Annotated in this window: 26 protein-coding genes; 18 read left to right on the plus strand and 8 right to left on the minus strand. The window is 54.6% G+C overall.

Annotated elements, in window-relative coordinates; translation table 11 throughout:
- Positions 1–6 precede the first annotated feature (6 nt).
- The 14 genes from cdsA to tilS all read left to right on the plus strand — a co-directional run bounded on the left by cdsA (position 7) and on the right by tilS (position 17,943).
- The gene (gene cdsA, locus IM314_RS20500; protein WP_045631181.1) at positions 7–864 is read left to right on the plus strand and encodes a phosphatidate cytidylyltransferase; all 858 of its coding nucleotides are present in this window, start codon (positions 7–9) and stop codon (positions 862–864) included.
- A gap of 11 nt (positions 865–875) precedes the next feature.
- On the plus strand, positions 876–2,228 hold the full coding sequence (gene rseP, locus IM314_RS20505) for a sigma E protease regulator RseP (protein WP_041911192.1): 1,353 nt from the start codon (positions 876–878) through the stop codon (positions 2,226–2,228).
- A gap of 31 nt (positions 2,229–2,259) precedes the next feature.
- Positions 2,260–4,677, plus strand: coding sequence for an outer membrane protein assembly factor BamA (gene bamA / locus IM314_RS20510; RefSeq protein WP_028015584.1), 2,418 nt, complete (start codon positions 2,260–2,262; stop codon positions 4,675–4,677).
- Positions 4,678–4,799: 122 nt separating this feature from the next.
- A complete protein-coding gene (gene skp / locus IM314_RS20515) occupies positions 4,800–5,294 on the plus strand; it encodes a molecular chaperone Skp (protein WP_014882635.1) in 495 nt (164 codons plus the stop codon).
- 3 nt (positions 5,295–5,297) lie between these two features.
- Positions 5,298–6,323 (plus strand): UDP-3-O-(3-hydroxymyristoyl)glucosamine N-acyltransferase, encoded by a 1,026-nt coding sequence (gene lpxD / locus IM314_RS20520; protein WP_045631179.1) that lies wholly within the window; start codon positions 5,298–5,300, stop codon positions 6,321–6,323.
- 102 nt (positions 6,324–6,425) lie between these two features.
- Positions 6,426–6,881, plus strand: coding sequence for a 3-hydroxyacyl-ACP dehydratase FabZ (gene fabZ / locus IM314_RS20525; protein WP_010426706.1), 456 nt, complete (start codon positions 6,426–6,428; stop codon positions 6,879–6,881).
- A 3-nt stretch (positions 6,882–6,884) separates the two neighbouring features.
- Positions 6,885–7,673, plus strand: a complete 789-nt coding sequence (gene lpxA, locus IM314_RS20530; protein ID WP_023310462.1) for an acyl-ACP--UDP-N-acetylglucosamine O-acyltransferase — start codon at positions 6,885–6,887, stop codon at positions 7,671–7,673.
- Positions 7,673–8,821 carry a lipid-A-disaccharide synthase gene (gene lpxB, locus IM314_RS20535; protein ID WP_193359311.1) on the plus strand — a complete coding sequence of 383 codons (1,149 nt, stop codon included), beginning with the start codon at positions 7,673–7,675 and terminating at the stop codon, positions 8,819–8,821. Before lpxA ends, lpxB begins: the two co-directional genes overlap by 1 nt.
- On the plus strand, positions 8,818–9,414 hold the full coding sequence (gene rnhB / locus IM314_RS20540; RefSeq protein WP_193358084.1) for a ribonuclease HII: 597 nt from the start codon (positions 8,818–8,820) through the stop codon (positions 9,412–9,414). Before lpxB ends, rnhB begins: the two co-directional genes overlap by 4 nt.
- Positions 9,415–9,452: 38 nt before the next feature.
- Positions 9,453–12,935, plus strand: a complete 3,483-nt coding sequence (gene dnaE, locus IM314_RS20545) for a DNA polymerase III subunit alpha (RefSeq protein WP_041911187.1) — start codon at positions 9,453–9,455, stop codon at positions 12,933–12,935.
- 12 nt (positions 12,936–12,947) lie between these two features.
- Positions 12,948–13,907 carry an acetyl-CoA carboxylase carboxyl transferase subunit alpha gene (gene accA, locus IM314_RS20550; protein WP_013095666.1) on the plus strand — a complete coding sequence of 320 codons (960 nt, stop codon included), beginning with the start codon at positions 12,948–12,950 and terminating at the stop codon, positions 13,905–13,907.
- Positions 13,908–14,007: 100 nt separating this feature from the next.
- Complete coding sequence (locus IM314_RS20555) at positions 14,008–16,140, plus strand: lysine decarboxylase LdcC (RefSeq protein ID WP_047363657.1); 2,133 nt, start codon at positions 14,008–14,010, stop codon at positions 16,138–16,140.
- Positions 16,141–16,205: 65 nt separating this feature from the next.
- The gene (locus tag IM314_RS20560; RefSeq protein WP_028015591.1) at positions 16,206–16,595 is read left to right on the plus strand and encodes a VOC family protein; all 390 of its coding nucleotides are present in this window, start codon (positions 16,206–16,208) and stop codon (positions 16,593–16,595) included.
- Between the two features lie 58 nt (positions 16,596–16,653).
- Positions 16,654–17,943 carry a tRNA lysidine(34) synthetase TilS gene (tilS, locus tag IM314_RS20565; protein ID WP_193359310.1) on the plus strand — a complete coding sequence of 430 codons (1,290 nt, stop codon included), beginning with the start codon at positions 16,654–16,656 and terminating at the stop codon, positions 17,941–17,943.
- A 28-nt stretch (positions 17,944–17,971) separates the two neighbouring features.
- Here the strand turns inward: tilS and rof are convergent, their stop codons facing one another.
- Positions 17,972–18,232: a Rho-binding antiterminator gene (gene rof, locus IM314_RS20570; protein WP_028015593.1), complete on the minus strand. Its 261-nt coding sequence runs from the start codon at positions 18,230–18,232 to the stop codon at positions 17,972–17,974.
- Positions 18,219–18,419 carry a YaeP family protein gene (locus tag IM314_RS20575; RefSeq protein ID WP_008501889.1) on the minus strand — a complete coding sequence of 67 codons (201 nt, stop codon included), beginning with the start codon at positions 18,417–18,419 and terminating at the stop codon, positions 18,219–18,221. Before IM314_RS20575 ends, rof begins: the two co-directional genes overlap by 14 nt.
- Before the next feature lie 196 nt (positions 18,420–18,615).
- Here IM314_RS20575 and IM314_RS20580 point away from each other — a divergent pair, with 196 nt between their 5' ends.
- The 3 genes from IM314_RS20580 to nlpE are packed head-to-tail and all read left to right on the plus strand — an operon-like array spanning position 18,616 to position 20,313.
- A complete protein-coding gene (locus IM314_RS20580; RefSeq protein WP_045631177.1) occupies positions 18,616–19,161 on the plus strand; it encodes a YaeQ family protein in 546 nt (181 codons plus the stop codon).
- Positions 19,158–19,580: an alternative ribosome rescue aminoacyl-tRNA hydrolase ArfB gene (gene arfB, locus IM314_RS20585; RefSeq protein ID WP_028015595.1), complete on the plus strand. Its 423-nt coding sequence runs from the start codon at positions 19,158–19,160 to the stop codon at positions 19,578–19,580. Before IM314_RS20580 ends, arfB begins: the two co-directional genes overlap by 4 nt.
- Before the next feature lie 34 nt (positions 19,581–19,614).
- Entirely contained in the window at positions 19,615–20,313 is a 699-nt protein-coding gene (gene nlpE / locus IM314_RS20590; RefSeq protein WP_041911181.1) for an envelope stress response activation lipoprotein NlpE, read from the plus strand.
- A 47-nt stretch (positions 20,314–20,360) separates the two neighbouring features.
- Here the strand turns inward: nlpE and proS are convergent, their stop codons facing one another.
- The 6 genes from proS to metN form a co-directional block, all read right to left on the minus strand.
- Complete coding sequence (proS, locus tag IM314_RS20595; RefSeq protein WP_041911180.1) at positions 20,361–22,079, minus strand: proline--tRNA ligase; 1,719 nt, start codon at positions 22,077–22,079, stop codon at positions 20,361–20,363.
- A gap of 112 nt (positions 22,080–22,191) precedes the next feature.
- The gene (gene tsaA / locus IM314_RS20600) at positions 22,192–22,899 is read right to left on the minus strand and encodes a tRNA (N6-threonylcarbamoyladenosine(37)-N6)-methyltransferase TrmO (RefSeq protein WP_041911179.1); all 708 of its coding nucleotides are present in this window, start codon (positions 22,897–22,899) and stop codon (positions 22,192–22,194) included.
- Positions 22,896–23,300 carry an Rcs stress response system protein RcsF gene (rcsF, locus tag IM314_RS20605; protein WP_008501883.1) on the minus strand — a complete coding sequence of 135 codons (405 nt, stop codon included), beginning with the start codon at positions 23,298–23,300 and terminating at the stop codon, positions 22,896–22,898. Before rcsF ends, tsaA begins: the two co-directional genes overlap by 4 nt.
- Before the next feature lie 106 nt (positions 23,301–23,406).
- Positions 23,407–24,222, minus strand: coding sequence for a methionine ABC transporter substrate-binding lipoprotein MetQ (gene metQ, locus IM314_RS20610; protein ID WP_014168729.1), 816 nt, complete (start codon positions 24,220–24,222; stop codon positions 23,407–23,409).
- A 40-nt stretch (positions 24,223–24,262) separates the two neighbouring features.
- Entirely contained in the window at positions 24,263–24,916 is a 654-nt protein-coding gene (locus IM314_RS20615; protein WP_003856130.1) for a methionine ABC transporter permease MetI, read from the minus strand.
- The gene (metN, locus tag IM314_RS20620; RefSeq protein WP_028015600.1) at positions 24,909–25,940 is read right to left on the minus strand and encodes a methionine ABC transporter ATP-binding protein MetN; all 1,032 of its coding nucleotides are present in this window, start codon (positions 25,938–25,940) and stop codon (positions 24,909–24,911) included. Before metN ends, IM314_RS20615 begins: the two co-directional genes overlap by 8 nt.
- Positions 25,941–26,128: 188 nt before the next feature.
- Between metN and gmhB the strand changes: the two genes are divergently transcribed.
- On the plus strand, positions 26,129–26,695 hold the full coding sequence (gene gmhB / locus IM314_RS20625; protein WP_028015601.1) for a D-glycero-beta-D-manno-heptose 1,7-bisphosphate 7-phosphatase: 567 nt from the start codon (positions 26,129–26,131) through the stop codon (positions 26,693–26,695).
- Positions 26,696–26,897 lie beyond the last annotated feature (202 nt).

Below are 26,897 nucleotides of genomic sequence, written 5' to 3' on the forward strand. Positions count from 1 at the left end.
TAGCTTTTGCTGAAGTATCGCCTGATTTCCGCTTTTGTTTTAATACCCATTGTCATTGCGGCGCTGTTTTTGCTGCCCCCGGTGGGATTCGCCATTGTCACGCTGGTAGTGTGCATGCTTGCCGCGTGGGAATGGGGACAGTTTAGCGGCTTTACCTCGCGCAGCCAGCGAGTATGGCTTGCGGTACTCTGTGGCTTTATCCTGGCCATAATGCTGTTTATGTTGCCTGAATATCACCATGATATTCATCAACCGCTGGTTGCCGGCTCCTTGTGGATGTCGTTGGCCTGGTGGGTTGTTGCGCTATTACTGGTGCTTTTTTATCCAGGTTCGGCCGCAATCTGGCGTCATTCAAAAGTGCTGCGACTGATTTTTGGTTTGCTCACCATTGTTCCGTTTTTCTGGGGCATGGTCGCGCTGCGCGCCTGGCATTATGACGAAAACCACTACAGCGGTGCGATCTGGCTGCTTTATGTGATGATTCTCGTCTGGGGGGCTGACTCCGGGGCCTATATGTTTGGTAAACTGTTTGGCAAACATAAGCTGGCACCTAAAGTTTCGCCGGGGAAAACCTGGCAAGGCTTCATCGGCGGCTTGTTTACGGCAGCGATCATCTCCTGGGGCTATGGCGTCTGGGCAGATCTGGCCGTGGCACCGTCAATACTGCTGGTGTGCTCGATTTTTGCTGCACTTGCCTCAGTGCTCGGTGATTTAACCGAAAGTATGTTTAAGCGTGAAGCAGGGATTAAGGACAGCGGACATCTTATTCCAGGGCATGGCGGTATACTGGATCGCATTGACAGCCTGACAGCGGCTGTTCCAGTATTTGCTTGCCTGCTTTTACTGGTATTCGGGACGATTTAACGGAAGGTTTTATGCTGAGCATTCTCTGGAATCTGGCGGCGTTCATTGTTGCACTGGGTGTACTGATTACCGTGCATGAATTTGGCCATTTCTGGGTTGCTCGCCGTTGTGGTGTGCGGGTAGAGCGATTCTCCATTGGTTTTGGCAAATCACTCTGGACGCGCACCGACCGTCACGGCACGGAATTTGTCATCGCCCTTATCCCGCTTGGCGGCTACGTCAAAATGCTCGACGAACGTGTTGAGCCTGTCGCTCCCGAACTGCGACACAGTGCGTTTAACAACAAAACCGTTGGACAACGCGCCGCCATCATCGCTGCCGGACCGGTAGCCAACTTCATCTTTGCGATTTTCGCTTACTGGCTGGTGTTTATCATCGGCGTCCCTGGCGTCCGTCCGGTAGTGGGGGATATTGCCCCTGACTCCATCGCGGCGAGTGCGCAAATTACCTCCGGGATGGAACTTAAAGCGATTGATGGCATCGAAACCCCTGATTGGGATGCCGTGCGACTGCAGCTGGTAGCCAAAATTGGCGATCCGCAGACAACTATCAGCGTTTCGCCATTTGGGTCAGACGCGCGTCAGGACAAAGTACTGGATTTACGCCACTGGCGTTTCGAGCCAGACAAAGAGGATCCCGTCGCTGCGCTGGGCATTCGTCCCCGCGGCGCGCAGATTGAGCCGGTATTAGCCGAAGTACAGGCAAATTCGGCGGCGAGCAAAGCGGGTTTGCAAGCTGGCGACAGGATCGTTAAAGTCGATGGTCAACCATTAACAGAGTGGATGACCTTTGTTACTCTGGTGCGCGATAATCCGGGGACGTCCCTCGCGCTGGAAGTTGAAAGGCAAGGCAGTCCGCTTTCGCTGACGCTGATCCCGGATACGAAGTCGGTCGGCAAAAAGGCAGAAGGGTTTGCAGGCGTTGTGCCAAAAGTGATCCCGCTGCCAGATGAGTACAAGACAATACGCCAGTATGGGCCGTTCAGCGCCATTCTTGAAGCCACGGATAAAACATGGCAACTGATGAAGCTGACGGTCAACATGTTGGGGAAATTGATAACCGGTGATGTGAAACTGAACAACCTCAGTGGGCCAATCTCGATTGCTCAGGGGGCTGGGATGTCAGCGGAGTTCGGGGTGATTTACTATCTCATGTTCCTCGCGCTTATTAGCGTGAACCTTGGGATTATCAACCTGTTCCCGCTTCCCGTTTTAGACGGGGGTCATCTGCTGTTTTTAGCGATTGAAAAGCTAAAAGGCGGGCCGGTATCCGAGCGAGTTCAAGACTTTAGTTATCGCATTGGCTCGATTTTGCTGGTGCTGTTAATGGGGCTTGCACTTTTCAATGATTTCTCTCGGTTGTAAGAGAGTTAGTTAGGAAGAACGCATAATAACGATGGCGATGAAAAAGTTGCTCATAGCGTCGCTGCTGTTTAGCAGCGCCACCGTATACGGTGCTGACGGGTTCGTAGTGAAAGATATTCATTTCGAAGGCCTTCAGCGTGTCGCCGTTGGTGCGGCCCTCCTCAGTATGCCTGTGCGCCCCGGCGATACGGTTAATGATGAAGATATCAGTAACACCATCCGTGCTCTGTTTGCCACCGGCAACTTCGAGGACGTCCGCGTCCTGCGCGATGGTGATACGCTGCTGGTACAGGTAAAAGAACGTCCAACGATCGCCAGTATCACTTTCTCCGGCAACAAGTCGGTGAAAGATGACATGCTCAAGCAAAACCTTGAAGCATCGGGTGTTCGTGTGGGTGAATCTCTGGACCGCACAACCCTTTCAGACATTGAAAAAGGTCTGGAAGACTTCTACTACAGCGTCGGTAAATACAGCGCCAGCGTGAAAGCGGTTGTCACTCCGCTCCCGCGTAACCGTGTTGACCTGAAGCTGGTCTTCCAGGAAGGTGTTTCTGCGAAGATCCAGCAGATCAACATCGTGGGTAACCACGCGTTCAGCACCGACGAACTGATCTCGACCTTCCAGCTGCGCGATGAAGTGCCGTGGTGGAACGTGGTTGGCGATCGTAAATACCAGAAACAGAAGCTGGCGGGCGACCTTGAAACCCTGCGCAGCTACTATCTGGATCGCGGTTATGCCCGCTTCAACATCGACTCGACTCAGGTCAGTCTGACTCCGGACAAGAAAGGTATCTACATTACGGTTAACATTACTGAAGGCGATCAGTACAAGCTTTCTGGTGTTGAAGTGAGTGGTAACCTGGCGGGGCATTCTGCTGAGATCGAATCGCTGACCAAAATTCAGCCGGGCGATCTGTACAGCGGATCCAAAGTCACCAAAATGGAAGACAGCATTAAGAAGCTGCTCGGCCGCTATGGTTATGCCTATCCGCGCGTACAAACTCAGCCGGAAATCAACGATGCGGATAAAACCGTTAAGCTGCACGTTAACGTTGATGCGGGTAACCGTTTCTACGTGCGTAAGATCCGCTTCGTCGGTAATGACACCTCTAAAGACTCCGTTCTGCGTCGTGAAATGCGTCAGATGGAAGGGGCTTGGCTGGGCAGCGACCTGGTCGACCAGGGTAAAGAGCGTCTGAACCGTCTGGGCTATTTTGAAACCGTAGATACTGAAACTCAGCGTGTACCGGGCAGCCCGGATCAGGTTGATGTCGTTTATAAAGTGAAAGAGCGTAACACCGGTAGCTTTAACTTCGGCGTGGGCTACGGCACGGAAAGCGGCGTGAGTTTCCAGGTAGGCGTCCAGCAGGATAACTGGCTGGGTACGGGTTACTCTGTTGGTATTAACGGTACCAAAAACGACTACCAGACCTACTCTGAGTTCTCCGTTACCAACCCATACTTCACCGTTGACGGTGTGAGCCTGGGCGGTCGTATCTTCTATAACGACTTTAAAGCGGATGATGCAGATCTGTCTTCCTACACCAACAAAAGTTACGGTGTGGACGGAACGCTTGGCTTCCCGGTTAACGAATACAACACCCTGCGAGCGGGCTTAGGTTACGTGCATAACGACCTGTCCAACATGCAGCCGCAGGTGGCGATGTGGCGTTATCTGGATTCCATCGGCCAGTCGGCGAGTACCTCCAGCGATGACAACGGTTTTGCTGCAGATGACTTCACCTTCAACTATGGCTGGACCTACAACCGTCTTGATCGCGGTTTCTTCCCAACGGAAGGCTCTCGCGTCAACCTGAACGGTAAGGTGACCATTCCTGGTTCCGATAACGAGTTCTACAAGGTGACGCTGGATACCGCGTCCTACTTCCCGATTGATGACGATCACAAGTGGGTGGTGCTGGGTCGTACCCGTTGGGGCTATGGTGACGGTATCGGCAGTAAAGAGTTGCCGTTCTATGAGAACTTCTACGCGGGTGGTTCAAGCACCGTGCGTGGCTTCCAGTCTAACAACATTGGTCCGAAAGCGGTTTATTACGGCGGTAATGATGAAGATAACTGCGCAAGCCGTGATCCAAAACAAGTATGTAGCTCTGATGATGCGGTAGGCGGTAACGCCATGGCCGTGGCCAGCCTGGAGTTCATCACCCCAACGCCATTTATCAGTGATAAATACGCGAACTCCGTACGTACGTCCTTCTTCTGGGATGCGGGTACGGTGTGGGATACCAACTGGGAGAATACTGCCCAGATGCGCGCGGCTGGCGTTCCAGACTATAGCGATCCGGGCAATATTCGCATGTCTGCCGGTATCGCATTACAATGGATGTCACCGCTGGGGCCGTTGGTCTTCTCCTACGCCCAGCCGTTTAAGAAATACGATGGAGACAAAGCGGAGCAATTCCAGTTTAACATTGGTAAAACCTGGTAATAATCCGCTGCAATGGAATGCGTTGGCAGTGTAGCGCTGACAACCGGCGATCGGTAAAACGGTCGCCTTGCCACGCAAAGAACGGTACCTTCTGGTGCCAATGGGATGGTAAGGAGTTAATTGTGAAAAAGTGGTTATTAGCTGCAGGTCTCGGTTTAGCGATGGCAACTTCTGCTCAGGCAGCAGACAAAATCGCAATCGTCAACATGGGTAATTTGTTCCAGCAGGTCGCTCAGAAAACAGGTGTTTCTGCGACTCTGGAAAACGAATTCAAAGGCCGTGCGAGCGAACTGCAGCGTATGGAAGGCGATCTTCAGTCCAAAATGCAGCGTCTGCAGCGTGATGGTTCTACCATGAAAGCAAGCGATCGCAGCAAACTGGAAAAAGACGTTATGGCTCAGCGCCAGACCTTCTCCCAGAAAGCGCAGGCTTTCGAGCAGGATCGTCAGCGTCGTTCTAACGAAGAGCGTGGCAAGCTGGTGACTCGCATTCAGACTGCTGTTAAAGCAGTTGCTGCCGATCAGAGCATCGATCTGGTTGTTGATGCGAACGCCGTTGCTTTCAATAGCAGCGATGTTAAAGACATCACCGCTGATGTTCTGAAACAGGTTAAATAAGTAATGCCTTCAATTCGACTGGCTGATTTAGCTCAGCAGTTGGATGCAGAATTACACGGTGATGGCGATATCGTCATCACCGCTGTTGCGTCCATGCAATCTGCTAAAGCTGGCACGATTACCTTCATGGTAAGCCCTAAGTACCGTGAACAACTGGCTCAATGCCAGGCGTCAGCTGTTGTTCTGACGCAGGACGATCTTCCTTTTGCCACTGGAAGCGCGCTGGTAGTGAAAAATCCCTACCTGACGTATGCACGCATGGCTCAAATTCTTGATACCACGCCGCAGCCGGCGCAGAACATTGCTGCCAGTGCAGCGATTGATCCGACGGCTAAGCTGGGTAACAACGTGGCCGTTGGCGCGAATGCGGTTATTGAATCTGGCGTTGAGCTGGGCGATAACGTCGTCATTGGCCCTGGATGCTTCGTTGGGAAAAATACGAAAATCGGCGCTGGCACCCGTTTATGGGCCAATGTGTCCGTTTATCATGAAGTTGAAATCGGCGAAAATTGCCTCGTCCAGTCCAGTACCGTGATTGGTTCTGATGGCTTTGGTTACGCGAACGATCGCGGTAACTGGGTTAAGATCCCGCAGCTTGGTCGCGTTATTATTGGCGATCGCGTGGAGATCGGAGCCTGTACCACGATCGATCGTGGTGCACTCGACGACACTATCATTGGCAATGGTGTTATCATCGATAACCAGTGCCAGATTGCGCATAACGTTGTGATTGGCGACAATACCGCGGTTGCGGGGGGCGTCATCATGGCGGGCAGCCTGAAAATTGGTCGTTACTGCATGATTGGCGGCGCGAGCGTGATTAATGGCCATATGGAAATATGCGACAAGGTGACGGTGACGGGCATGGGCATGGTAATGCGTCCTATCACTGAACCTGGCGTCTATTCCTCCGGTATTCCGCTGCAACCCAACAAGGTATGGCGTAAAACAGCAGCTCTGGTGATGAACATTGATGATATGAACAAGCGACTCAAGTCTCTTGAGCGTAAGATCGATCAACAAGACTAAACGTCACCCGTTTAACGCTATCTTTCCCGGCCTGTCGGCTTTCTAATAAACCGGCAGGCCGTGTTATTATTGTTATCAGTACATTTTGACAGGAAGAGTATTTTGACTACTGACACTCATACTCTGCATATTGAAGAGATTTTAGAACTTCTGCCGCACCGCTACCCGTTTTTGCTGGTAGACCGTGTGCTGGATTTTGAAGAAGGTCGTTTTCTGCGCGCAGTGAAAAATGTTTCCGTGAACGAGCCGTTCTTCCAGGGACACTTCCCGGGTAAGCCTATCTTCCCGGGTGTGTTGATTCTGGAAGCGATGGCTCAGGCTACCGGTATTCTGGCGTTTAAAAGCGTCGGTAAGCTGGAGCCGGGTGAACTATATTACTTCGCAGGTATTGATGAAGCGCGCTTCAAGCGTCCTGTCGTGCCTGGTGATCAGATGATCATGGAAGTCACTTTTGAAAAAACGCGTCGTGGCCTGACTCGCTTCAAAGGCGTAGCGCTGGTTGACGGCAAAGTTGTTTGCGAAGCGACGATGATGTGTGCTCGTAGCCGGGAGTCCTGATACGTGATTGATAAATCCGCCTTTATTCATCCTACCGCTATTGTGGAAACCGGTGCCATTATTGGCGCAAACGTCCACATTGGCCCGTTCTGTATTGTTGGACCCCATGTCGAAATTGGTGAGGGTACAGTACTGAAATCTCACGTTGTCGTGAATGGTCACACGACCATTGGCTGCAATAACGAGATCTATCAGTTCGCTTCCATCGGCGAAGTTAACCAGGATCTGAAATATGCTGGTGAGTCGACCCGTCTGGAAATTGGCGATCGTAACCGTATTCGCGAAAGCGTCACCATTCATCGTGGAACAGTGCAGGGTGGTGGGTTGACGAAGGTGGGCAGCGACAACTTGTTCATGGTGAATGCGCACATTGCGCACGACTGTACCGTGGGCGATCGCTGTATTCTTGCCAACAACGCAACGCTGGCAGGACACGTATCGGTTGATGACTTCGCAATTATTGGCGGCATGACCGCAGTCCATCAGTTCTGCATCATTGGTGCACACGTGATGGTCGGCGGATGCTCCGGTGTGGCGCAGGACGTCCCGCCGTATGTGATTGCGCAGGGCAACCATGCCACGCCGTTTGGCGTGAACATCGAAGGCCTCAAGCGTCGTGGCTTTAGCCGCGAAGCGATTACTGCTATCCGCAACGCGTACAAACTGCTGTACCGTAGCGGTAAAACGCTGGAAGAGGCGAAGCCGGAAATTGCCGAGCTGGCGAATAAGCATCCTGAAGTGAACGCGTTCATGGAGTTCTTTGACCGTTCCACGAGGGGTCTGATTCGTTAATGGTCGACAGTCGTCCGCTTACGATAGCCCTGGTCGCCGGAGAAACCTCCGGCGATATTCTTGGTGCAGGTCTCATCCGGGCGCTTAAGGCGCGCGTACCCAATGCTCGCTTTGTTGGCGTGGCTGGCCCGCTGATGCAGGCCGAAGGCTGTGAAGCCTGTTATGAAATGGAAGAGCTGGCCGTGATGGGCATCGTCGAGGTGCTGGGGCGCCTGCGACGCCTGCTGCATATTCGTGCCGATCTCACCCGCCGCTTTACCGAACTCAAACCCGATGTGTTTGTCGGTATCGATGCACCTGATTTCAACATTACCCTCGAAGGTAATCTGAAAAAGCAGGGCATCAAAACCATTCACTATGTCAGTCCGTCCGTCTGGGCGTGGCGACAGAAACGCGTTTTCAAAATCGGACGGTCCACCAATCTGGTGCTGGCTTTCCTGCCTTTCGAAAAAGCGTTTTACGACAGATTTAATGTTCCGTGCCGTTTTATCGGTCATACCATGGCGGATGCGATGCCGCTGGATCCGGATAAAAACGCGGCGCGAGACGTGCTGGGTATCCCGCATGATGTGCACTGTCTGGCGTTGCTGCCGGGCAGCCGTGGCGCAGAGGTCGAGATGCTGAGCGCTGATTTCCTGAAGACCGCGCAAATTCTTCGCCAGACCTGGCCCGATCTTGAAGTGGTTGTGCCGCTGGTGAATGCCAAACGCCGCGAGCAGTTCGAGCGTATCAAAGCCGACGTTGCCCCGGATCTTCACGTTCGTCTTCTCGACGGGAAAGGGCGGGAAGCCATGTATGCAAGCGATGCCGCACTGCTGGCTTCCGGCACGGCAGCGCTGGAGTGTATGCTGGCGAAATGCCCGATGGTGGTCGGTTATCGCATGAAGCCGTTTACCTTCTGGCTGGCAAAACGTCTGGTGAAAACGGATTATGTCTCCCTGCCAAACCTGCTTGCCGGGCGCGAGCTGGTTAAAGAGCTGTTGCAGGATGAGTGCCAGCCGCAGGCGCTTGCGGATGCCCTGCTGCCGCTGCTGGCCAACGGCAAGACCAGCCACCAGATGCACGATACTTTCCGTGAACTGCATCAGCAGATCCGCTGTAATGCTGATGAGCAGGCGGCTGATGCAGTGCTGGAGTTAGCAAAATGATGGAATTTACTTATCCCCACACGCACCTCGTTGCCGGAGTGGATGAAGTCGGGCGCGGCCCGTTGGTCGGTGCCGTGGTGACCGCGGCGGTGATCCTCGATCCAACGCGCCCGATTATGGGTCTGAACGACTCAAAAAAACTCAGTGAGAAACGCCGCCTGGCGCTGTTCGATGAAATTAAAGAGAAGGCGCTGGCGTGGAGCGTCGGGCGCGCAGAGCCGAATGAAATCGACGAACTGAATATTCTGCACGCCACGATGCTGGCAATGCAGCGAGCCGTTGCTGGCCTGAAGGTTGTGCCTGAATATGTGCTGATCGACGGTAACCGTTGCCCGGCGCTGCCGATGCCTTCGATGGCCGTCGTTAAAGGCGACAGCCGCGTCGCAGAGATCAGTGCAGCTTCTATTATTGCCAAAGTGACGCGCGACGCCGAAATGGCCGCGCTGGACCTCACCTATCCCGCGTATGGTTTCGCCCAGCATAAGGGATATCCAACGGCTTTCCATCTGGAAAAGCTGGCTGAACATGGCGCAACTGAACATCATCGGCGCAGCTTTGGCCCGGTGAAGCGCGCGCTGGGACTGGTGTCCTGAATCAAGACGCAAGCAATTAAGTAACGCGGGATCTGAAGATGGCTGAACCACGTTTCGTACACCTGCGGGTGCATAGCGACTACTCCATGATCGATGGGCTGGCAAAGACCGGGCCGCTGGTAAAAAAGGCGGCCTCGCTTGGCATGCCTGCGCTGGCGATCACCGATTTTACCAACCTGTGCGGCCTGGTTAAGTTCTACGGGACGGCGCATGGCGCGGGGATGAAGCCTATCGTCGGTGCGGATTTCCATGTGCAGAGCGATCTCATCGGCGATGAACTGACGCAAATCTCCGTGTTGGCGATGAACAATACGGGTTACCAAAACCTCACTCTGCTTATCTCAAAAGCCTATCAGCGCGGTTATGGGGCGCTGGGTCCGTGGATTGACAGGGAATGGCTGGCTGAGCTGAACGAAGGGCTGCTGCTGATCTCCGGCGGCCGCATGGGCGATGTCGGTAAATCCCTGCTGCGCGGTAACAGCGCGCTGGTGGATCAGTGCGTCTCGTTCTATGAAGAGTACTTCCCGAATCGTTACTATCTGGAGCTGATTCGCACCGGCCGCCAGGATGAAGAGAACTATCTGCACGCTGCTGTCGCGCTGGCAGAAGAGCGCGGCTTGCCCGTGGTGGCAACGAATGACGTGCGTTTCCTGGAGTCCGGCGATTTTGATGCGCATGAAATTCGCGTCGCTATCCACGATGGCTTCACCCTCGACGATCCAAAGCGTCCGCGGAACTACTCATCGCAGCAGTATATGCGCAGCGAAGAGGAGATGTGCGAGCTCTTCTCCGACATTCCGGAAGCGCTGGAAAACAGCGTAGAGATTGCCAAGCGCTGTAACGTGACCGTGCGCCTCGGCGAATACTTCCTGCCGCAGTTCCCGACCGGGGACATGACCACGGAAGATTTCCTGGTCATGAAATCGAAAGAAGGTCTGGAAGAGCGTCTCGAATTCCTGTTCCCGGATGAAGAAGAGCGTAAAAAACGTCGTCCGGAGTATGACGAACGCCTGGATATTGAACTCCAGGTGATTAACCAGATGGGCTTCCCGGGCTACTTCCTCATTGTAATGGAGTTTATCCAGTGGTCGAAGGATAACGGCGTGCCGGTAGGTCCGGGCCGTGGCTCGGGTGCGGGCTCACTGGTGGCGTATGCGCTGAAAATTACCGACCTCGATCCGCTGGAATTTGACCTGCTGTTCGAACGTTTCCTTAACCCGGAACGTGTCTCCATGCCCGACTTCGACGTCGACTTCTGCATGGAAAAACGCGACCAGGTGATTGAGCACGTGGCCGATATGTACGGTCGTGACGCGGTTTCGCAGATCATTACCTTCGGTACCATGGCGGCGAAAGCGGTTATCCGCGACGTGGGCCGCGTGCTGGGTCATCCGTACGGTTTTGTCGATCGTATTTCAAAGCTGGTGCCGCCCGATCCGGGCATGACGCTGGCAAAAGCCTTTGAAGCTGAACCTCAGCTGCCGGAAATCTACGAAGCTGATGAAGAGGTAAAAGCGCTGATCGACATGGCGCGTAAGCTGGAAGGCGTGACGCGTAACGCCGGTAAGCATGCGGGGGGCGTGGTTATCGCCCCGACCAAAATCACCGACTTTGCGCCGCTCTACTGCGACGAAGCGGGCCAGCACCCGGTCACCCAGTTCGATAAAAACGACGTGGAATACGCCGGGCTGGTGAAGTTCGACTTCCTCGGCCTGCGCACGCTGACTATCATCAACTGGGCGCTGGAGATGATCAACGCCCGCCGCGAGAAGAACGGCGAGCCGCCGCTGGATATCGCGGCCATCCCGCTGGATGACAAGAAAAGTTTCGACATGCTGCAGCGCTCGGAGACAACAGCCGTCTTCCAGCTTGAATCCCGCGGCATGAAAGATCTGATTAAACGCCTGCAGCCCGACTGCTTCGAAGATATGATCGCACTGGTGGCCCTGTTCCGTCCGGGCCCGCTGCAGTCAGGGATGGTGGATAACTTTATCGACCGTAAACACGGGCGCGAAGAGATTTCCTACCCGGACGTACAGTGGCAGCATGAAAGCCTGAAACCGGTGCTGGAGCCGACCTACGGCATCATCCTGTATCAGGAACAGGTCATGCAGATCGCCCAGGTGCTTTCCGGCTATACCCTTGGCGGCGCGGACATGCTGCGTCGTGCGATGGGTAAGAAAAAGCCGGAAGAGATGGCCAAGCAGCGCTCCATCTTTGAAGATGGGGCGAAGAAAAACGGCGTCGATGGCGAACTGGCGATGAAAATCTTCGACCTGGTGGAGAAATTCGCCGGGTACGGATTTAACAAATCTCACTCCGCCGCCTATGCTTTGGTTTCGTATCAAACGCTGTGGCTCAAGGCCCACTATCCCGCTGAGTTTATGGCGGCGGTAATGACCGCCGATATGGACAACACTGAGAAGGTGGTTGGCCTGGTGGACGAGTGCTGGCGCATGGGGCTGAAGATCCTGCCGCCGGATATTAACTCGGGTCTGTACCATTTCCACGTTAACGATGACGGGGAGATCGTCTACGGGATCGGCGCGATCAAAGGCGTGGGTGAGGGGCCGATCGAGGCGATCATCGAAGCGCGTAATAACGGCGGCTACTTCCGTGAGCTGTTCGATCTGTGCGCCCGTACCGATACCAAAAAACTGAACCGCCGCGTGCTGGAAAAACTGATCATGTCCGGCGCGTTTGACAGGCTGGGGCCACACCGTGCCGCGCTGATGAACTCGCTCGGCGATGCGTTGAAGGCGGCCGATCAGCATGCAAAAGCGGAAGCCATTGGCCAGGCGGATATGTTCGGCGTGCTGGCGGAAGAGCCAGAGCAGATCGAGCAGTCCTATTCCAACTGCCAGCCGTGGCCAGAACAGGTGGTGCTGGATGGAGAGCGGGAAACGTTAGGTCTGTACCTGACGGGGCACCCGATCAACCAGTATCTTAAAGAAATTGAGCGCTATGTCGGCGGCCACAGGCTTAAAGACATGCATCCGACAGAACGTGGTAAGATCACCACGGCTGCGGGGCTCGTGATTGCTGCAAGGGTAATGGTCACCAAGCGCGGCAATCGTATCGGCATCTGTACGTTAGATGACCGTTCCGGGCGTCTGGAGGTGATGCTGTTCACCGACGCGCTGGATAAATACCAGCAATTGCTGGAAAAAGACCGCATACTTATCGTCAGCGGACAGGTCAGCTTTGATGACTTCAGCGGGGGGCTTAAAATGACCGCCCGCGAAGTGATGGACATTGACGAAGCCCGGGAAAAATATGCTCGCGGGCTTGCTATCTCGCTGACGGACAGGCAAATTGATGACCAGCTTTTAAACCGACTCCGTCAGTCTCTGGAACCCCACCGCTCGGGGACCATTCCAGTACATCTCTACTATCAGAGGGCGGATGCACGTGCGCGGTTGCGCTTTGGTGCAACGTGGCGTGTCTCTCCGAGCGATCGTTTACTGAACGATCTCCGTGGCCTCATTGGTTCGGAGCAGGTGGAACTGGAGTTTGACTAATACAGGAATACTATGAGTCTGAATTTCCTTGATTTCGAACAGCCGATTGCTGAGCTGGAAGCGAAAATCGATTCTCTGACAGCGGTAAGCCGTCAGGATGAAAAACTGGATATTAACATCGACGAAGAAGTGCATCGTCTGCGCGAAAAAAGCGTAGAACTGACGCGCAAAATCTTTGCCGATCTCGGCGCATGGCAGATCGCCCAGCTGGCGCGTCACCCACAGCGTCCGTACACCCTGGATTACGTCCGCCTGGCGTTTGACGAATTTGACGAACTGGCAGGCGATCGCGCTTACGCTGACGACAAAGCTATCGTCGGCGGCATCGCGCGTCTGGATGGACGTCCGGTGATGATCATTGGTCATCAGAAAGGCCGTGAAACCAAAGAGAAGATCCGTCGTAACTTCGGTATGCCTGCACCAGAAGGTTACCGTAAAGCCCTGCGTCTGATGGAGATGGCCGAGCGTTTCAACATGCCAATCATCACCTTCATCGACACGCCGGGTGCATACCCAGGCGTAGGCGCGGAAGAGCGCGGCCAGTCTGAAGCTATCGCACGCAACCTGCGCGAGATGTCTCGTCTGAAGGTACCGGTCATCTGTACCGTTATCGGTGAGGGTGGTTCCGGCGGTGCGCTGGCGATTGGCGTGGGCGATAAAGTGAATATGCTGCAGTACAGCACCTATTCCGTTATCTCCCCGGAAGGCTGTGCGTCCATTCTGTGGAAAAGCGCCGACAAAGCGCCGCTGGCCGCGGAAGCGATGGGCATCATTGCGCCGCGTCTGAAAGAGCTGAAGCTGATCGACACCGTTATCCCGGAGCCTCTGGGCGGCGCGCATCGTAAGCCGGAAGTGATGGCTGCTTCCCTGAAAGCACAGCTGCTGGCCGACCTGGCCGATCTGGACGTCCTGAGCAAAGAAGACCTGCTCAACCGTCGTTACCAGCGTCTGATGACCTACGGTTACGCGTAAGCTTCACAATTATCTGAAAAGCCGCACATTGTTGCGGCTTTTTTTATACCTGCCGTTTACCTTAACTATGCTTATCTGATGTTTTTCAAGGAGGTAAACCATGAACATCATCGCCATCATGGGGCCACACGGCGTCTTTTATAAAGACGAGCCCATCAAGGAGCTGGAGCAAGCCCTTAAAGCACGCGGATATCAGCTAATCTGGCCGCAAAACAGCGCCGATCTGCTGAAATTCATCGAACATAATCCGCGCATCTGTGGCGTGATATTCGACTGGGACGAATACGACATGGAGTTGTGCAGCGAGATCAACAGGCTGAATGAATACCTTCCGCTCTACGCCTTTATCAACACTCACTCGACTATGGACGTCAGCGCGCACGATATGCGCATGGCGCTGTGGTTCTTCGAATACGCGCTTGGCGTGGCCGAGGACATTGCGACCCGCATTCAGCAGTACACCGGTGAATACCTTGATAACATCACGCCACCGTTTACGCGCGCGCTGTTCACCTATGTGAAAGAGGGGAAATACACCTTCTGTACGCCGGGACACATGGCCGGAACGGCCTATCAAAAAAGCCCGGTGGGGTGTCTGTTCTATGATTTCTTCGGCGGCAACACCCTGAAAGCAGACGTGTCGATTTCAGTGACAGAACTGGGTTCTCTGCTGGATCACACCGGCCCGCATCTGGAAGCCGAAGAGTATATCGCCCGCACCTTTGGCGCCGAGCAGAGCTATATGGTGACCAACGGCACCTCGACCTCGAACAAAATCGTCGGGATGTACGCCGCGCCTGCCGGCAGCACCCTGCTGATTGACCGTAACTGCCATAAATCGCTGGCGCACCTGCTGATGATGAGCGACGTCGTCCCGATCTGGCTGTCACCCACGCGTAACGCGCTCGGTATCCTCGGCGGCATTCCGCGCCGGGAGTTCACGCACCAGGCCATCGAAAGTAAGGTTGCGGCGATCCCCGATGCAAGCTGGCCTGTCCATGCGGTAATCACCAACTCCACCTATGACGGTCTGCTGTATAACACGAACTGGATCAAGCAGACGCTGGACGTACCGTCGATCCACTTCGATTCCGCGTGGGTGCCCTATACCAACTTCCACCCGATTTACTCGGGCAAAAGCGGGATGAGCGGCGAGCGCGTGCCGGGCAAGGTATTTTTCGAAACGCAGTCGACGCACAAAATGCTGGCCGCGTTTTCGCAGGCTTCGTTAATCCATATTAAAGGCGAGTACGACGAGGATACGTTTAACGAAGCCTTTATGATGCACACCACCACCTCACCGAGCTATCCGCTAGTGGCCTCTATCGAGACGGCGGCGGCGATGCTGCGCGGCAATCCGGGTAAACGCCTGATTAACCGCTCGGTGGAACGGGCGCTGCATTTCCGTAAAGAGGTCCAGCGGCTGAAGGATGAGGCCGACGGCTGGTTCTTCGATATCTGGCAGCCGGAAGAGATCGACGAGGCGGAGTGCTGGCCCGTCGCGCCGGGAGAGAGCTGGCACGGCTTCCGGGATGCTGATGCGGACCATATGTTCCTCGATCCGGTTAAGGTGACGATCCTGACGCCGGGCATGGACGAACAGGGCGTGATGGGCGAGGAGGGGATCCCTGCTGCACTGGTAGCGAAGTTCCTTGACGAGCGCGGTGTGGTGGTGGAAAAAACCGGTCCTTACAATCTGCTGTTCCTGTTCAGCATCGGGATCGATAAAACACGGGCGATGGGGTTGCTCCGCGGGCTGATGGAGTTCAAGCGCGCCTATGATCTCAACCTGCGGGTGAAGAACATGCTGCCGGATCTCTACGCGGAAGATCCTGACTTTTACCGCAACATGCGCATTCAGGATCTGGCCCAGGGGATCCACCGGCTGATCCGTCAGCACGATCTGCCGCGCCTGATGCTACAGGCGTTTGACGTCCTGCCTGATATGAAGCTGACGCCGCACAAGGCCTGGCAGCGGCAGGTGAAAGGCGAAGTCGAAACCGTTGAGCTGGAAAATCTGGTTGGCCGCGTATCGGCCAATATGATCCTGCCGTACCCGCCGGGCGTGCCGCTGCTGATGCCGGGTGAGATGATCACCGAGGAGAGCCGGGCGGTACTCGATTTTCTGCTTATGCTCTGTTCGGTAGGACGTCACTATCCAGGCTTTGAAACGGATATCCACGGCGCGAAGCGCGATGAAAACGGCGTGTACTGGGTGCGAGTCCTAAAATAAAGGTGACCGCTTGCCAGGTGTGGGTTTTCGGTTGTAACGTTCAGGCATCATAAAAAGGAGAAGCTATGCTGGGTTTAAAAGCGGTTCACCATATTGCGATCATCGCCACCGATTACGCGAAAAGTAAGGCCTTCTACTGCGACATTCTTGGCTTTACGCTCATGAGCGAGGCCTACCGCGAGGAGCGTGACTCCTGGAAGGGCGATCTCGCGCTAAACGGGCAGTATGTGATTGAGCTGTTCTCTTTTCCTTTCCCGCCTTCGCGTCCGTCCCGCCCGGAAGCCTGCGGCCTGCGTCATCTGGCTTTCAGCGTTGATGACCTTGATAGCGCAGTAAAACACCTGGAAGCGCACGGCGTGACGTGCGAGGCGATCCGCGTCGATCCGTTTACCGACAAGCGGTTTACCTTTTTTAACGACCCGGACGGCCTGCCGCTGGAGCTTTACCAGCAGTAATGTTTGTCCTGTGTGATAATGCCCGCTCAGTTCGGGCATTTTTTATGTGTAATTTCCTATGACCTTACCCGCTATCGCACAAGCCGTTTCACCGTACCGCCAGCTGCTGGTGGGGTTTAGCGGTGGCCTGGATTCCACCGTGTTGCTGCATCGCCTTAAGCTCTGGCGCGACCGGGACCCTGGCGTCCAGCTTCGGGCTATACATATCCACCACGGACTAAGCCGTCATGCAGAGGAGTGGGTGGCGCACTGTGAAGCCTTGTGTGAGGCGTGGGCTATCCCGCTCATCGTTGAGCGCGTCACGCTTGCTGATGAAGGATTGGGTATTGAGGCGCAGGCGCGTAAAGCCCGCTATACCGCTTTTGCAGGCGTATTGCTGCCCGGCGAAGCGCTGGTCACGGCGCAGCATCTGGACGATCAGTGCGAAACCTTTTTGCTGGCGCTTAAGCGGGGCAGCGGACCCGCGGGGCTTTCCGCCATGCCGGCACGTTCTGATTTTGCCGGAACGCAATTATTACGGCCGTTGCTTGGCGAGACACGCGCGTCGCTGGAAGCCTGGGCGCGGGAACATCAGCTGAGCTGGATCGAAGATGAGAGCAACCAGGACGACAGCTACGATCGTAACTTCCTGCGTCTGCGCGTCCTCCCGCTTTTAAGTGAGCGCTGGCCGCATTTCGCCGACGCGACGGCAAGAAGCGCCATGCTGTGTGCCGAACAGGAAAGCCTGCTGGATGAGTTACTCAGCGAGGAGCTGTCTGACCTCATTTCAGAAGACGGAGCGCTGGCAATTGCGCCTCTGGAGGCGATAAGCCCGGCGCGTCGGGCCGCGCTGTTACGTCGCTGGCTCGCCACTCATCATGCTGCGATGCCGTCGCGGGCAATGCTGAGCCGTATCTGGGACGAAGTCGCGCAGGCGCGGGAAGATGCTTCCCCCTGCGTACACCTCAGCGGATATGAGGTCAGACGCTATAAAGGCAAACTCTGGTGGGTAAAATACTCCCCCTCGCTGACCGATGTGGTGCTTCACTGGACCTCACCAGAGGCACCGCTGATATTGCCCCGTGACGCGGGGAGTGTCTCTCTGATGCCGACTGGGCATGTGCGTCTGCCAAAGCCCGGAGAACCCGTCAGCGTGCGCTTTAAGGCTGGCGGCTTGCTGCATATCGTCGGACGCAACGGGGGACGGAAGCTGAAAAAGATATGGCAGGAGTACAACGTGCCGCCGTGGCTACGCGACACCACGCCGCTGCTGTTCTACGGTGAAACGCTGATTGCTGCTGCAGGGGTGTTCATCACGGAAGAGGGGTGGACAGAAGAGGGGGCCAGCTTCGAGTGGCGGAAAGCGTAACGGGCAGCCCGGCTGCCCGTTAGTGTCATCAGGATTCGCTCACCACGACGGTGCCGATTTGCGGGTGGCTGAAGCTGGCTATTTTATCCAGACGCAGCTCGCGCGTCGCACCGGCATCTTCCACGACCAGGTATTCCACATTCTTGCGTGAAAGCAGATCGCTGGCCTTCGCCTTCAACACTTCGCCATCTTTTAGCTCCAGCGTCAGTATTAAATGATGCTGGCAGGCGAGTTCGAGGTTGTCATAGTCATCACAATTGATGGGTTGATAAGTATCATTCATCGACATAATCGCTCACCAGTAAATTCGCCGCAGCATACGCTGCTTTTTCCCTGACCGATTCTGAAAGGCTCTCATCAGAGGCCACTTCATTAAGCACTTTCAATACACAGCCCAACGCGTCCGGGACATACCCCAGATCTCCGCTGGCGATTTCCGCATACCGTTTGCGAATTAACTCACAATAATTATTCACATCCCCTCCCGCCAGCGCACTGACTTACTGTGAGATATCATTAAGCCTACGAAGATAAACTCGGTTTAGCAAGGTGACTATACCATACTCATTTAAGCAATATCAGCGCCTTGATAGCGGTGTATTTATTACTCGGTAACAGCCTTTTGCCTCCGTTTTCGCTACAATGTGCGGCTGATTCGAATGGAGTTCTCTCATGGCGCTGAAAGCGACAATTTATAAAGCAGTGGTCAACGTGGCCGATCTTGATCGCAACCAGTTTCTGGATGCGTCGCTTACGCTGGCACGCCACCCCTCCGAAACACAGGAGCGTATGATGCTGCGCCTGCTGGCGTGGATTAAGTATGCTGATGAACGTCTGCAGTTTACCCGTGGGTTAAGTGCGGAAGACGAGCCTGAAGCCTGGCTGCGCAACGACCATCTGGGGATCGATTTATGGATTGAACTCGGTCTGCCGGACGAGCGCAGGATTAAGAAGGCGTGTACTCAGTCTGCGGAAGTGGCGTTATTCGCCTATAACCAGCGCGCGGCGGAGATTTGGTGGCAGCAAAATAAGAATAAATGCGCGCAGTTTAAAAATCTCGTCGTCTGGTATCTGGATGATGAACAGCTGGCGCAGCTGAGCGAGTTCGCCAGCCGGACGATGGCGCTGCAGGCAACGATCCAGGACGGAGCCATCTGGCTTTCTGACTCTCAGAATAATCTGGAAATTCATCTGACAGCCTGGCAGCCTGCGTCATGATCGTCTTGTCCCGAAGCGTCAGCATCCCTGATAGCGAGCTGGAGATCGCCGCCATCCGTGCTCAGGGCGCGGGCGGACAGCACGTCAACAAGGCGTCGACGGCTATCCATTTGCGTTTTGACATTCGGGCATCAAGCCTGCCAGAGTATTATAAAGAAAGCCTGCTTGCCGCCAGCCATCATCTGATCACCAGCGATGGCGTGATTGTGATCAAAGCCCAGGAGTATCGCAGCCAGGAATTAAACCGGGAGGCGGCGCTAGCCAGGCTGGTGGCGGTCATCAAAGAGTTAACGGCAGTACAAAAAAGCCGCCGGGCAACACGGCCAACCCGCGCATCGAAAGAGCGTCGGCTGTCCTCGAAAGCCCAAAAATCCACAGTGAAAGCATTGCGCGGTAAAGTTCGTCGCCCGATGGAGTGACGAAAGGGAACACAATTTTCATAAGGAATTCATTGTGAAAAAAGCATTATTTTCAGCGCTGGCAGTGAGTACATTGTTTGCGCTTTTCGGGTGTAACAACCGTTCTGAAACGCAGGTTTTGCAGCCAGCGCAGAATGAAGAGTTAAAGCCAATGCAGCAGAGCTGGCGCGGCGTATTGCCTTGCGCGGACTGCGAAGGCATTGAAACGTCACTGTTCCTGCAAAAAGACGGTACCTGGGTGATGAACCAACGCTACCAGGGCGCGAAAGAACCCTCTTCATTTGCCACCTACGGGACATGGGCGCGTACGGCGGAGAAGCTGGTCCTGACAGATACCACCGGTGACAAAACCTGGTTCCGCCCTAAAGGTGAGAACATGGAAATGCTCGACCGGGAAGGCAATCCGATTGAATCCCAGCTCAACTACACGCTGACGCCGGTGAAAGCGTCGCTGCCAGCCACGCCAATGGCGATGCGGGGGATGTATTTCTATATGGCGGATGCGGCGATCTTTACTGACTGCGCTACCGGTAAGAAAGTCAGCGTGGCAAACAATGCGCAGCTTGAACGTGATTACGCCGTGGCGCGCGGCAATGACAGCAAGCCGGTATTGCTGACGGTTGACGGCCACTTTACGCTGGAGCCAAACCCGGATAGCGGGGAGATGGTGAAAACGCTGGTGGCAGATAAAGACGCGAAGTTTGCCGCGGGTAAAGACTGTAACAGTAAATAATTTGACGTTGAGCCATTAAAAAACCCCGCCAGAGCGGGGTTTTTTGTTTAGCCTTTGACGGCTTTCACCAGGTAATCAAGAATATCGCCGGTCTTGATCATCTGTTTTTCGCCGCTGCGACGGTATTTGTATTCAATCTCATCGCTGTCGAGGTTACGGTCGCCGATGACGACGGTGTGCGGGATACCGATCAGTTCCATATCGGCAAACATCACGCCCGGACGCTCTTTACGGTCATCCATCAGCACTTCGATACCCTGAGCGCGCAGCTCGGCATACAGCTTCTCGGCCAGCTCCTGCACGCGGTAAGACTTGTGCATGTTCATTGGCAGAATGGCCACCTGGAACGGCGCGATATTGTCCGGCCAGACGATGCCGCGCTCGTCGTAGTTCTGCTCGATGGCCGCAGCCACCACGCGCGTTACCCCGATACCGTAGCAGCCCATGGTCAGGATCTGGTTACGGCCATCTTCACCCTGAACGGCGGCGTTCAGCGCACGAGAGTATTTATCACCCAGCTGGAAGATGTGGCCCACTTCGATACCGCGCTTGATCATCAGCGTACCCTGGCCGTCCGGGCTTGGGTCGCCTGCAACCACGTTACGGATGTCAGCTACTTCCGGCGTCGCTACGTCGCGATCCCAGTTGATGCCGAAGTAATGTTTACCGTCGATGTTAGCACCCGCGGAGAAGTCGCTCATTGCAGCAACCGTGCGGTCAATAACGACAGGAACCGGCATATTCACCGGACCGAGAGAGCCTGGGCCGGCATTCACGACGGCGCGGATTTCCGCTTCCGTGGCGAACGTCAGCGGGCTGGCGACCTGCGGCAGCTTTTCGGCTTTCACTTCGTTCAGTTCATGATCGCCACGCACCAGCAGGGCAACCAGCGGGTAAGCGCTGCCTTCGGTGGATTTCACCAGCAGCGTTTTCACGGTTTTTTCGACTGGCAGACTGAACTGCTCAACCAGCTCGGCGATGGTTTTCGCATTTGGCGTATCAACCAGCGTCATCTCTTGCGTTGCCGCACCGCGAGGTTCTTTTGGTGCCAGCGCTTCTGCAAATTCGATGTTCGCCGCGTAGTCTGAAGAGTCAGAGAAGATCACGTCGTCTTCACCGCTCTGCGCCAGAACCTGGAACTCATGGGACGCGCTACCGCCGATGGAGCCGGTATCAGCCTGCACAGCGCGGAAATCCAGACCCATGCGGGAGAAGATTTTGCTGTAAGCCTCGTACATTTTGTCGTAGGTCTCTTGCAGCGATTCCTGTGACGTATGGAAAGAGTAGGCATCTTTCATCAGGAATTCGCGAGAGCGCATCACGCCGAAACGTGGGCGCACTTCGTCACGGAACTTGGTCTGGATCTGGAAGAAGTTCAGCGGCAGCTGTTTGTAAGAGCTCAGTTCATTACGAATCAGATCGGTAATGACTTCCTCATGCGTTGGACCGAGAACGAACGGACGCTCGCCGCGATCGACGAAGCGCAGCAGTTCTGGGCCATATTGCTCCCAACGACCGCTCTCCTGCCACAGGTCAGCGGGCTGAACCACGGGCATGGACACCTCGATAGCACCGGCGTTGTTCATCTCTTCACGCACGATGTTTTCGACTTTTTTCAGGACGCGCACGCCGGTCGGAAGCCAGGTGTATAACCCGGAGGCCAGCTTGCGGATCATCCCGGCGCGCAGCATCAGCTGATGGCTGATCACTTCGGCGTCGGCAGGTGTCTCCTTCAGAGTGGAGAGCAGATATTGGCTAGTACGCATGTTGTTACGGTTCCATTTCGACGATTGGAACAGGCTGAAACGCCAGCCTGACACAAAAAAAGTGGTTTAGTTTACCAGTGTGGCAAAGATGCCAAAAGAGAGGAGAACAAAATTACCTGGGTTCAAGGGCAAACACTTCGAAACCTGCCCCAGTGACGCGCCAGCGCACGTTAAAATCCAGCAGCCAGACGGCGTACGTCTTTCCTGCTTCCTCTTCTTTACGGTAGGCCGGACGGGGGTCCTGTGCCAGAACTTCAGTGATGAAATGCCGTAAGCGAGGATAGCGTTTCTCCAGCTGACTCAGCTGTAAGGCTATCTCAGGCGTAAACGAGACTGGCATATCCGCCTGCGGTGCGTCCTGAGCGTAGCTTGCACGCGCATTCGGGAGGGATTCGGCGAAAGGCAAATAGGGTTTAATGTCGATAACCGGCGTGCCGTCAACCAGGTCCAGGCTGCCCAGCTCAAGGATGACCTGATCCTTCTGGCAACGTATGCCTTTCAGTTCAACCAGCGACATCCCGATCGGATTGGGGCGGAAGGTCGAACGAGTCGCAAACACGCCCATTCTCGCATTTCCGCCCAGGCGCGGGGGACGCACGGTGGGACGCCAGCCGCCTTCCATTGTCTGGTGAAAAACAAATACCACCCATAAGTGACTGAAAGACTCGAGCCCGCGTACCGCATCGGCCTGGTTATAAGGTGCCTGAAGATGAAGCTCGCCGCTGCCGCTGGTGACCAGACCGGGCTGGCGGGGCACGGCGAACTTCTCTTTATACGGAGAGTGGATAACGCCTATTTGCTCAAACTGAAATGCACTCATTTCGCCGTAATGTTCAGCGCAGAACCGATGCAAACCGCCTGACGGTAGCAGCCCGGCGTGCCGCTGGTGACTTCGCAGCTGTGCAGCAGCACCGCGTTAGCTTTCATTTTTGCGGCGTTAATCTGCATGCGTTTACGCGCAGTCGGGATATTCGGTGGAGAGTCCTGATTGGTTGCCTGACAGGATTCACCGCTCACTTCACCCAGTTCACGGAACGGTTTGCCGACCAGTTCGTCAGCCTTGGTGATAATTCGAACCGGCGCAGGGCGAACCACTTTCGGTTTTGCAGGCTCTGTTTTTGGCGGGGTTGCCGTGCTTTGAACGGGTTCAACAGGAGATCTGCTTAGCATAGAACAGCCGCTCAGCATGAGTGCTAAAAGACAGATCGGTAAAGCACGCATAATAATTCCTCAATGGATAATCAAAACGTCAGATATTGAATCAGGTGACTGCACAAATGACAAGACGGGCATAAGCCCGTCCTGATGATATTACACTGAGGTGAGATTACCAGCCTTTAACAGCGCCGCCGTTAAACACTTTGTTGGCTTCCTGGTAAACTTCGTCTGACTGATAGGCCTGAACGAACTTCTTCACGTTTTCCGCGTCTTTGTTATCTTCGCGAGTCACGATCAGGTTAACGTACGGAGAGTCTTTATCTTCAACGAAGATACCGTCTTTCGCTGGCGTCAGGCCAATCTGGCTGGCGTAAGTGGTGTTGATAACGGCCAGGGCAATCTGCGCATCGTCCAGAGAACGCGGCAGCTGCGGTGCTTCCAGTTCAACAATTTTCAGATTTTTCGGGTTCTCGGTGACATCCAGAACGGTTGGCAGCAGGCCAACGCCGTCTTTCAGTTTGATCAGGCCCACTTTCTGCAGCAGCAGCAGGGAGCGTCCGAGGTTGGTTGGATCGTTAGGCACGGCTACCTGAGAGCCCGGCTGCAGTTCGTCCAGCGATTTAATTTTCTTGGAGTAGCCTGCAATCGGGTAGACGAAGGTGTTACCCACGCCAACCAGCTTATAGCCGCGATCTTTGATCTGCTGATCCAGGTATGGCTTATGCTGGAAGGCGTTGGCGTCGATATCGCCTTTGCTCAGCGCTTCGTTCGGCAGAACGTAATCGTTGAAGGTTACGAGCTCAACGTCCAGCCCGTATTTTTCTTTCGCCACTTTCTGAGCAACTTCAGCAACCTGCTGTTCTGCACCTACGATAACGCCCACTTTAATATGGTTTGGATCTTTTTCGTCCTGACCGCAACCCACCAGTGCCAGAGATCCAATCAGCGCGCCTACTGCTGCAAAGGTCTTTAATTTAAACGCCATGTTTTATCCTTAACTCATCGAGTTTGTGTTGTGTGTAACGTTATTTGTGCGTAACAGCCCGGACGATGCGATCGCCAGAGAACTGGATTAAGTAAACCAGAACAACCAGCAATACCAGAACGGTATTCATCACGGTAGCGTTATATCCAATATAGCCGTACTGATAACCAATCTGTCCTAAACCGCCAGCGCCAACTGCACCGCCCATCGCGGAATACCCTACCAGAGTAATAAGCGTAATCGTTGCCGCGTTCACCAGGCCCGGCAGTGCTTCAGGCAGCAGAACCTTGCGGACGATCTGCATAGGTGTTGCCCCCATTGCACGAGAAGCTTCAATCAAACCGGTTGGGATCTCCAGCAGGGCGTTCTCCACCATACGGGCGATAAACGGCGCAGCGCCTACGGTCAGCGGAACGATAGCCGCCTGCAGACCAATCGATGTGCCGACGATCACGCGGGTAAAAGGAATCATCCACACCAGCAGAATAATAAACGGGATGGAACGGAAGATATTCACCAGCGCGGAGAGCGTGCGGTAGAGCTTCGCGTTCTCAATGATTTGACCCGGACGCGTCACGTACAGCAGTACGCCTACCGGCAGGCCAATCACAAAACCAAAGAAACCCGATACAAAGGTCATTGCCAGCGTTTCCCAAACGCCGCGAACCAGTAGCCACATCATCGGCTCAGACATAACCCAGTACCTCTACTTTTACATGATGTTCTTGCAGCCAGGCGATTGCGGCCTGGGTTTCTTCTTGAGTGCCGTGCATTTCCGTCAGCATGATGCCGAACTTCACGCCACCGGCGTAATCCATCTGCGCGCTAATAATGTTGTTGTTCACGTTAAAGCGACGCGCGGTTTCGGAAAGCAGAGGGGCATCAACGGACTGACCGGTGAATTCCATACGCAACATCGGGACGCTGTCCGCCGTTGCCTCGGTTTTCAAACGCTCCAGATAATCTTCTGGAATATCCAGATGCAGCGTGGACTGAATAAACTGCTGCGCCAGCGGCGTTTTCGGATGGGAAAATACTTCGCTTACCGTGTCCTGCTCGATCAGTTCACCGTTGCTAATGACCGCCACGCAGTCGCAGATGCGTTTCACCACGTCCATCTCGTGCGTAATAAGGAGGATCGTCAGGCCCAGGCGACGGTTAATGTCCTTCAGCAGTTCCAGAATAGAACGTGTGGTGGCCGGATCCAGTGCGCTGGTAGCTTCGTCGCACAGCAGTACTTTTGGGTTGCTGGCCAGCGCGCGGGCAATAGCAACACGCTGCTTCTGCCCACCGGACAGATTTGCCGGGTAGCTATCATGCTTATCACCCAGACCCACGAGGTCGAGCAGTTCGGTAACGCGACGCTTCACTTCTTCTTTCGGCGTGTTATCCAGCTCCAGCGGTAAGGCGACGTTGCCGAACACCGTGCGGGAAGCCAGCAGGTTAAAGTGCTGGAAGATCATGCCAATTTGACGGCGCGCTTTGGTGAGTTCTTTTTCTGAAAGGGCGGTAAGTTCCTGACCGCCAACTTCTACGCTGCCCTGGGTTGGGCGCTCAAGCAGGTTAACACAACGGATCAGCGTGCTTTTACCCGCACCCGATGCGCCAATGACGCCATAAATTTGACCAGCAGGAACATGCAGGCTGACGTTGTTCAGCGCCTGAATGGTTCGGTTCCCCTGCTGGAACACTTTGGTGATATTGGAAAGTTTAATCATTAGATTATTTTTATCGTATGTAAGTTAGCCGTGGCATTTTCTTCTGCCAGATACGGGTGATGACCGTAAACAAAACGGATGTTAAGGCATCCAGACGTCTAAATCAATCCAACTCTGTACGATGAGCACTTTATTGCGCTGCGATTCATGAGATACTAGCTCAACAGGCCTTTTTCAGGAGCAAACCGGTGGCAAAATCAGTACCCGCAATTTTTCTCGACCGTGATGGCACTATTAATGTGGATCACGGTTATGTGCATGAGATCGATGAATTCGAATTTATCGACGGCGTTATAGAGGCAATGCGCCAGCTAAAAGAGATGGGCTATGCGCTGGTGGTCGTAACGAACCAGTCCGGCATCGCGCGCGGTAAGTTCACCGAAGCGCAGTTTGAGACGCTGACGGAGTGGATGGACTGGTCGCTGGCCGATCGCGGGGTCGATCTTGATGGCATTTACTACTGCCCGCACCACCCGCAGGGAACGGTAGAAGAGTATCGTCAGACCTGCGACTGCCGTAAACCGCATCCGGGCATGTTTAACTCTGCGCAGGAGTTCTTGCACATTGATATGGCTGCTTCTTATATGGTGGGCGATAAGCTGGAAGATATGCAGGCGGCCGCAGCGGCGGGAGTGGGTACCAAAATATTAGTGCGTACCGGTAAGCCCGTAACACCAGAAGCAGAAAGTGCAGCGGATTGGGTGATTAATAGTCTGGCAGAGCTGCCAAAAGAGATAAAAAAGCATCAGAAATAGACTTTTTGGCGAAAAGGTGAGCGGTCGAAATAAAAATGCATATTTCCGCTTGTCATTCCTCGGCAGCTCCCTATAATGCGCCTCCATCGACACGGCGGATGTGAATCACTTCACAGTTAACCCGGTTGGTTGAAGAGAAAAAATCCTGAAATAACGGGTTGACTCTGAAAGAGGAAAGCGTAATATACGCCACCTCGCAACG

The sequence above is a fragment of the Enterobacter cloacae complex sp. P42RS genome, assembly GCF_014930595.1.
GTDB classification, from domain to species: Bacteria; Pseudomonadota; Gammaproteobacteria; order Enterobacterales; family Enterobacteriaceae; genus Enterobacter; species Enterobacter bugandensis.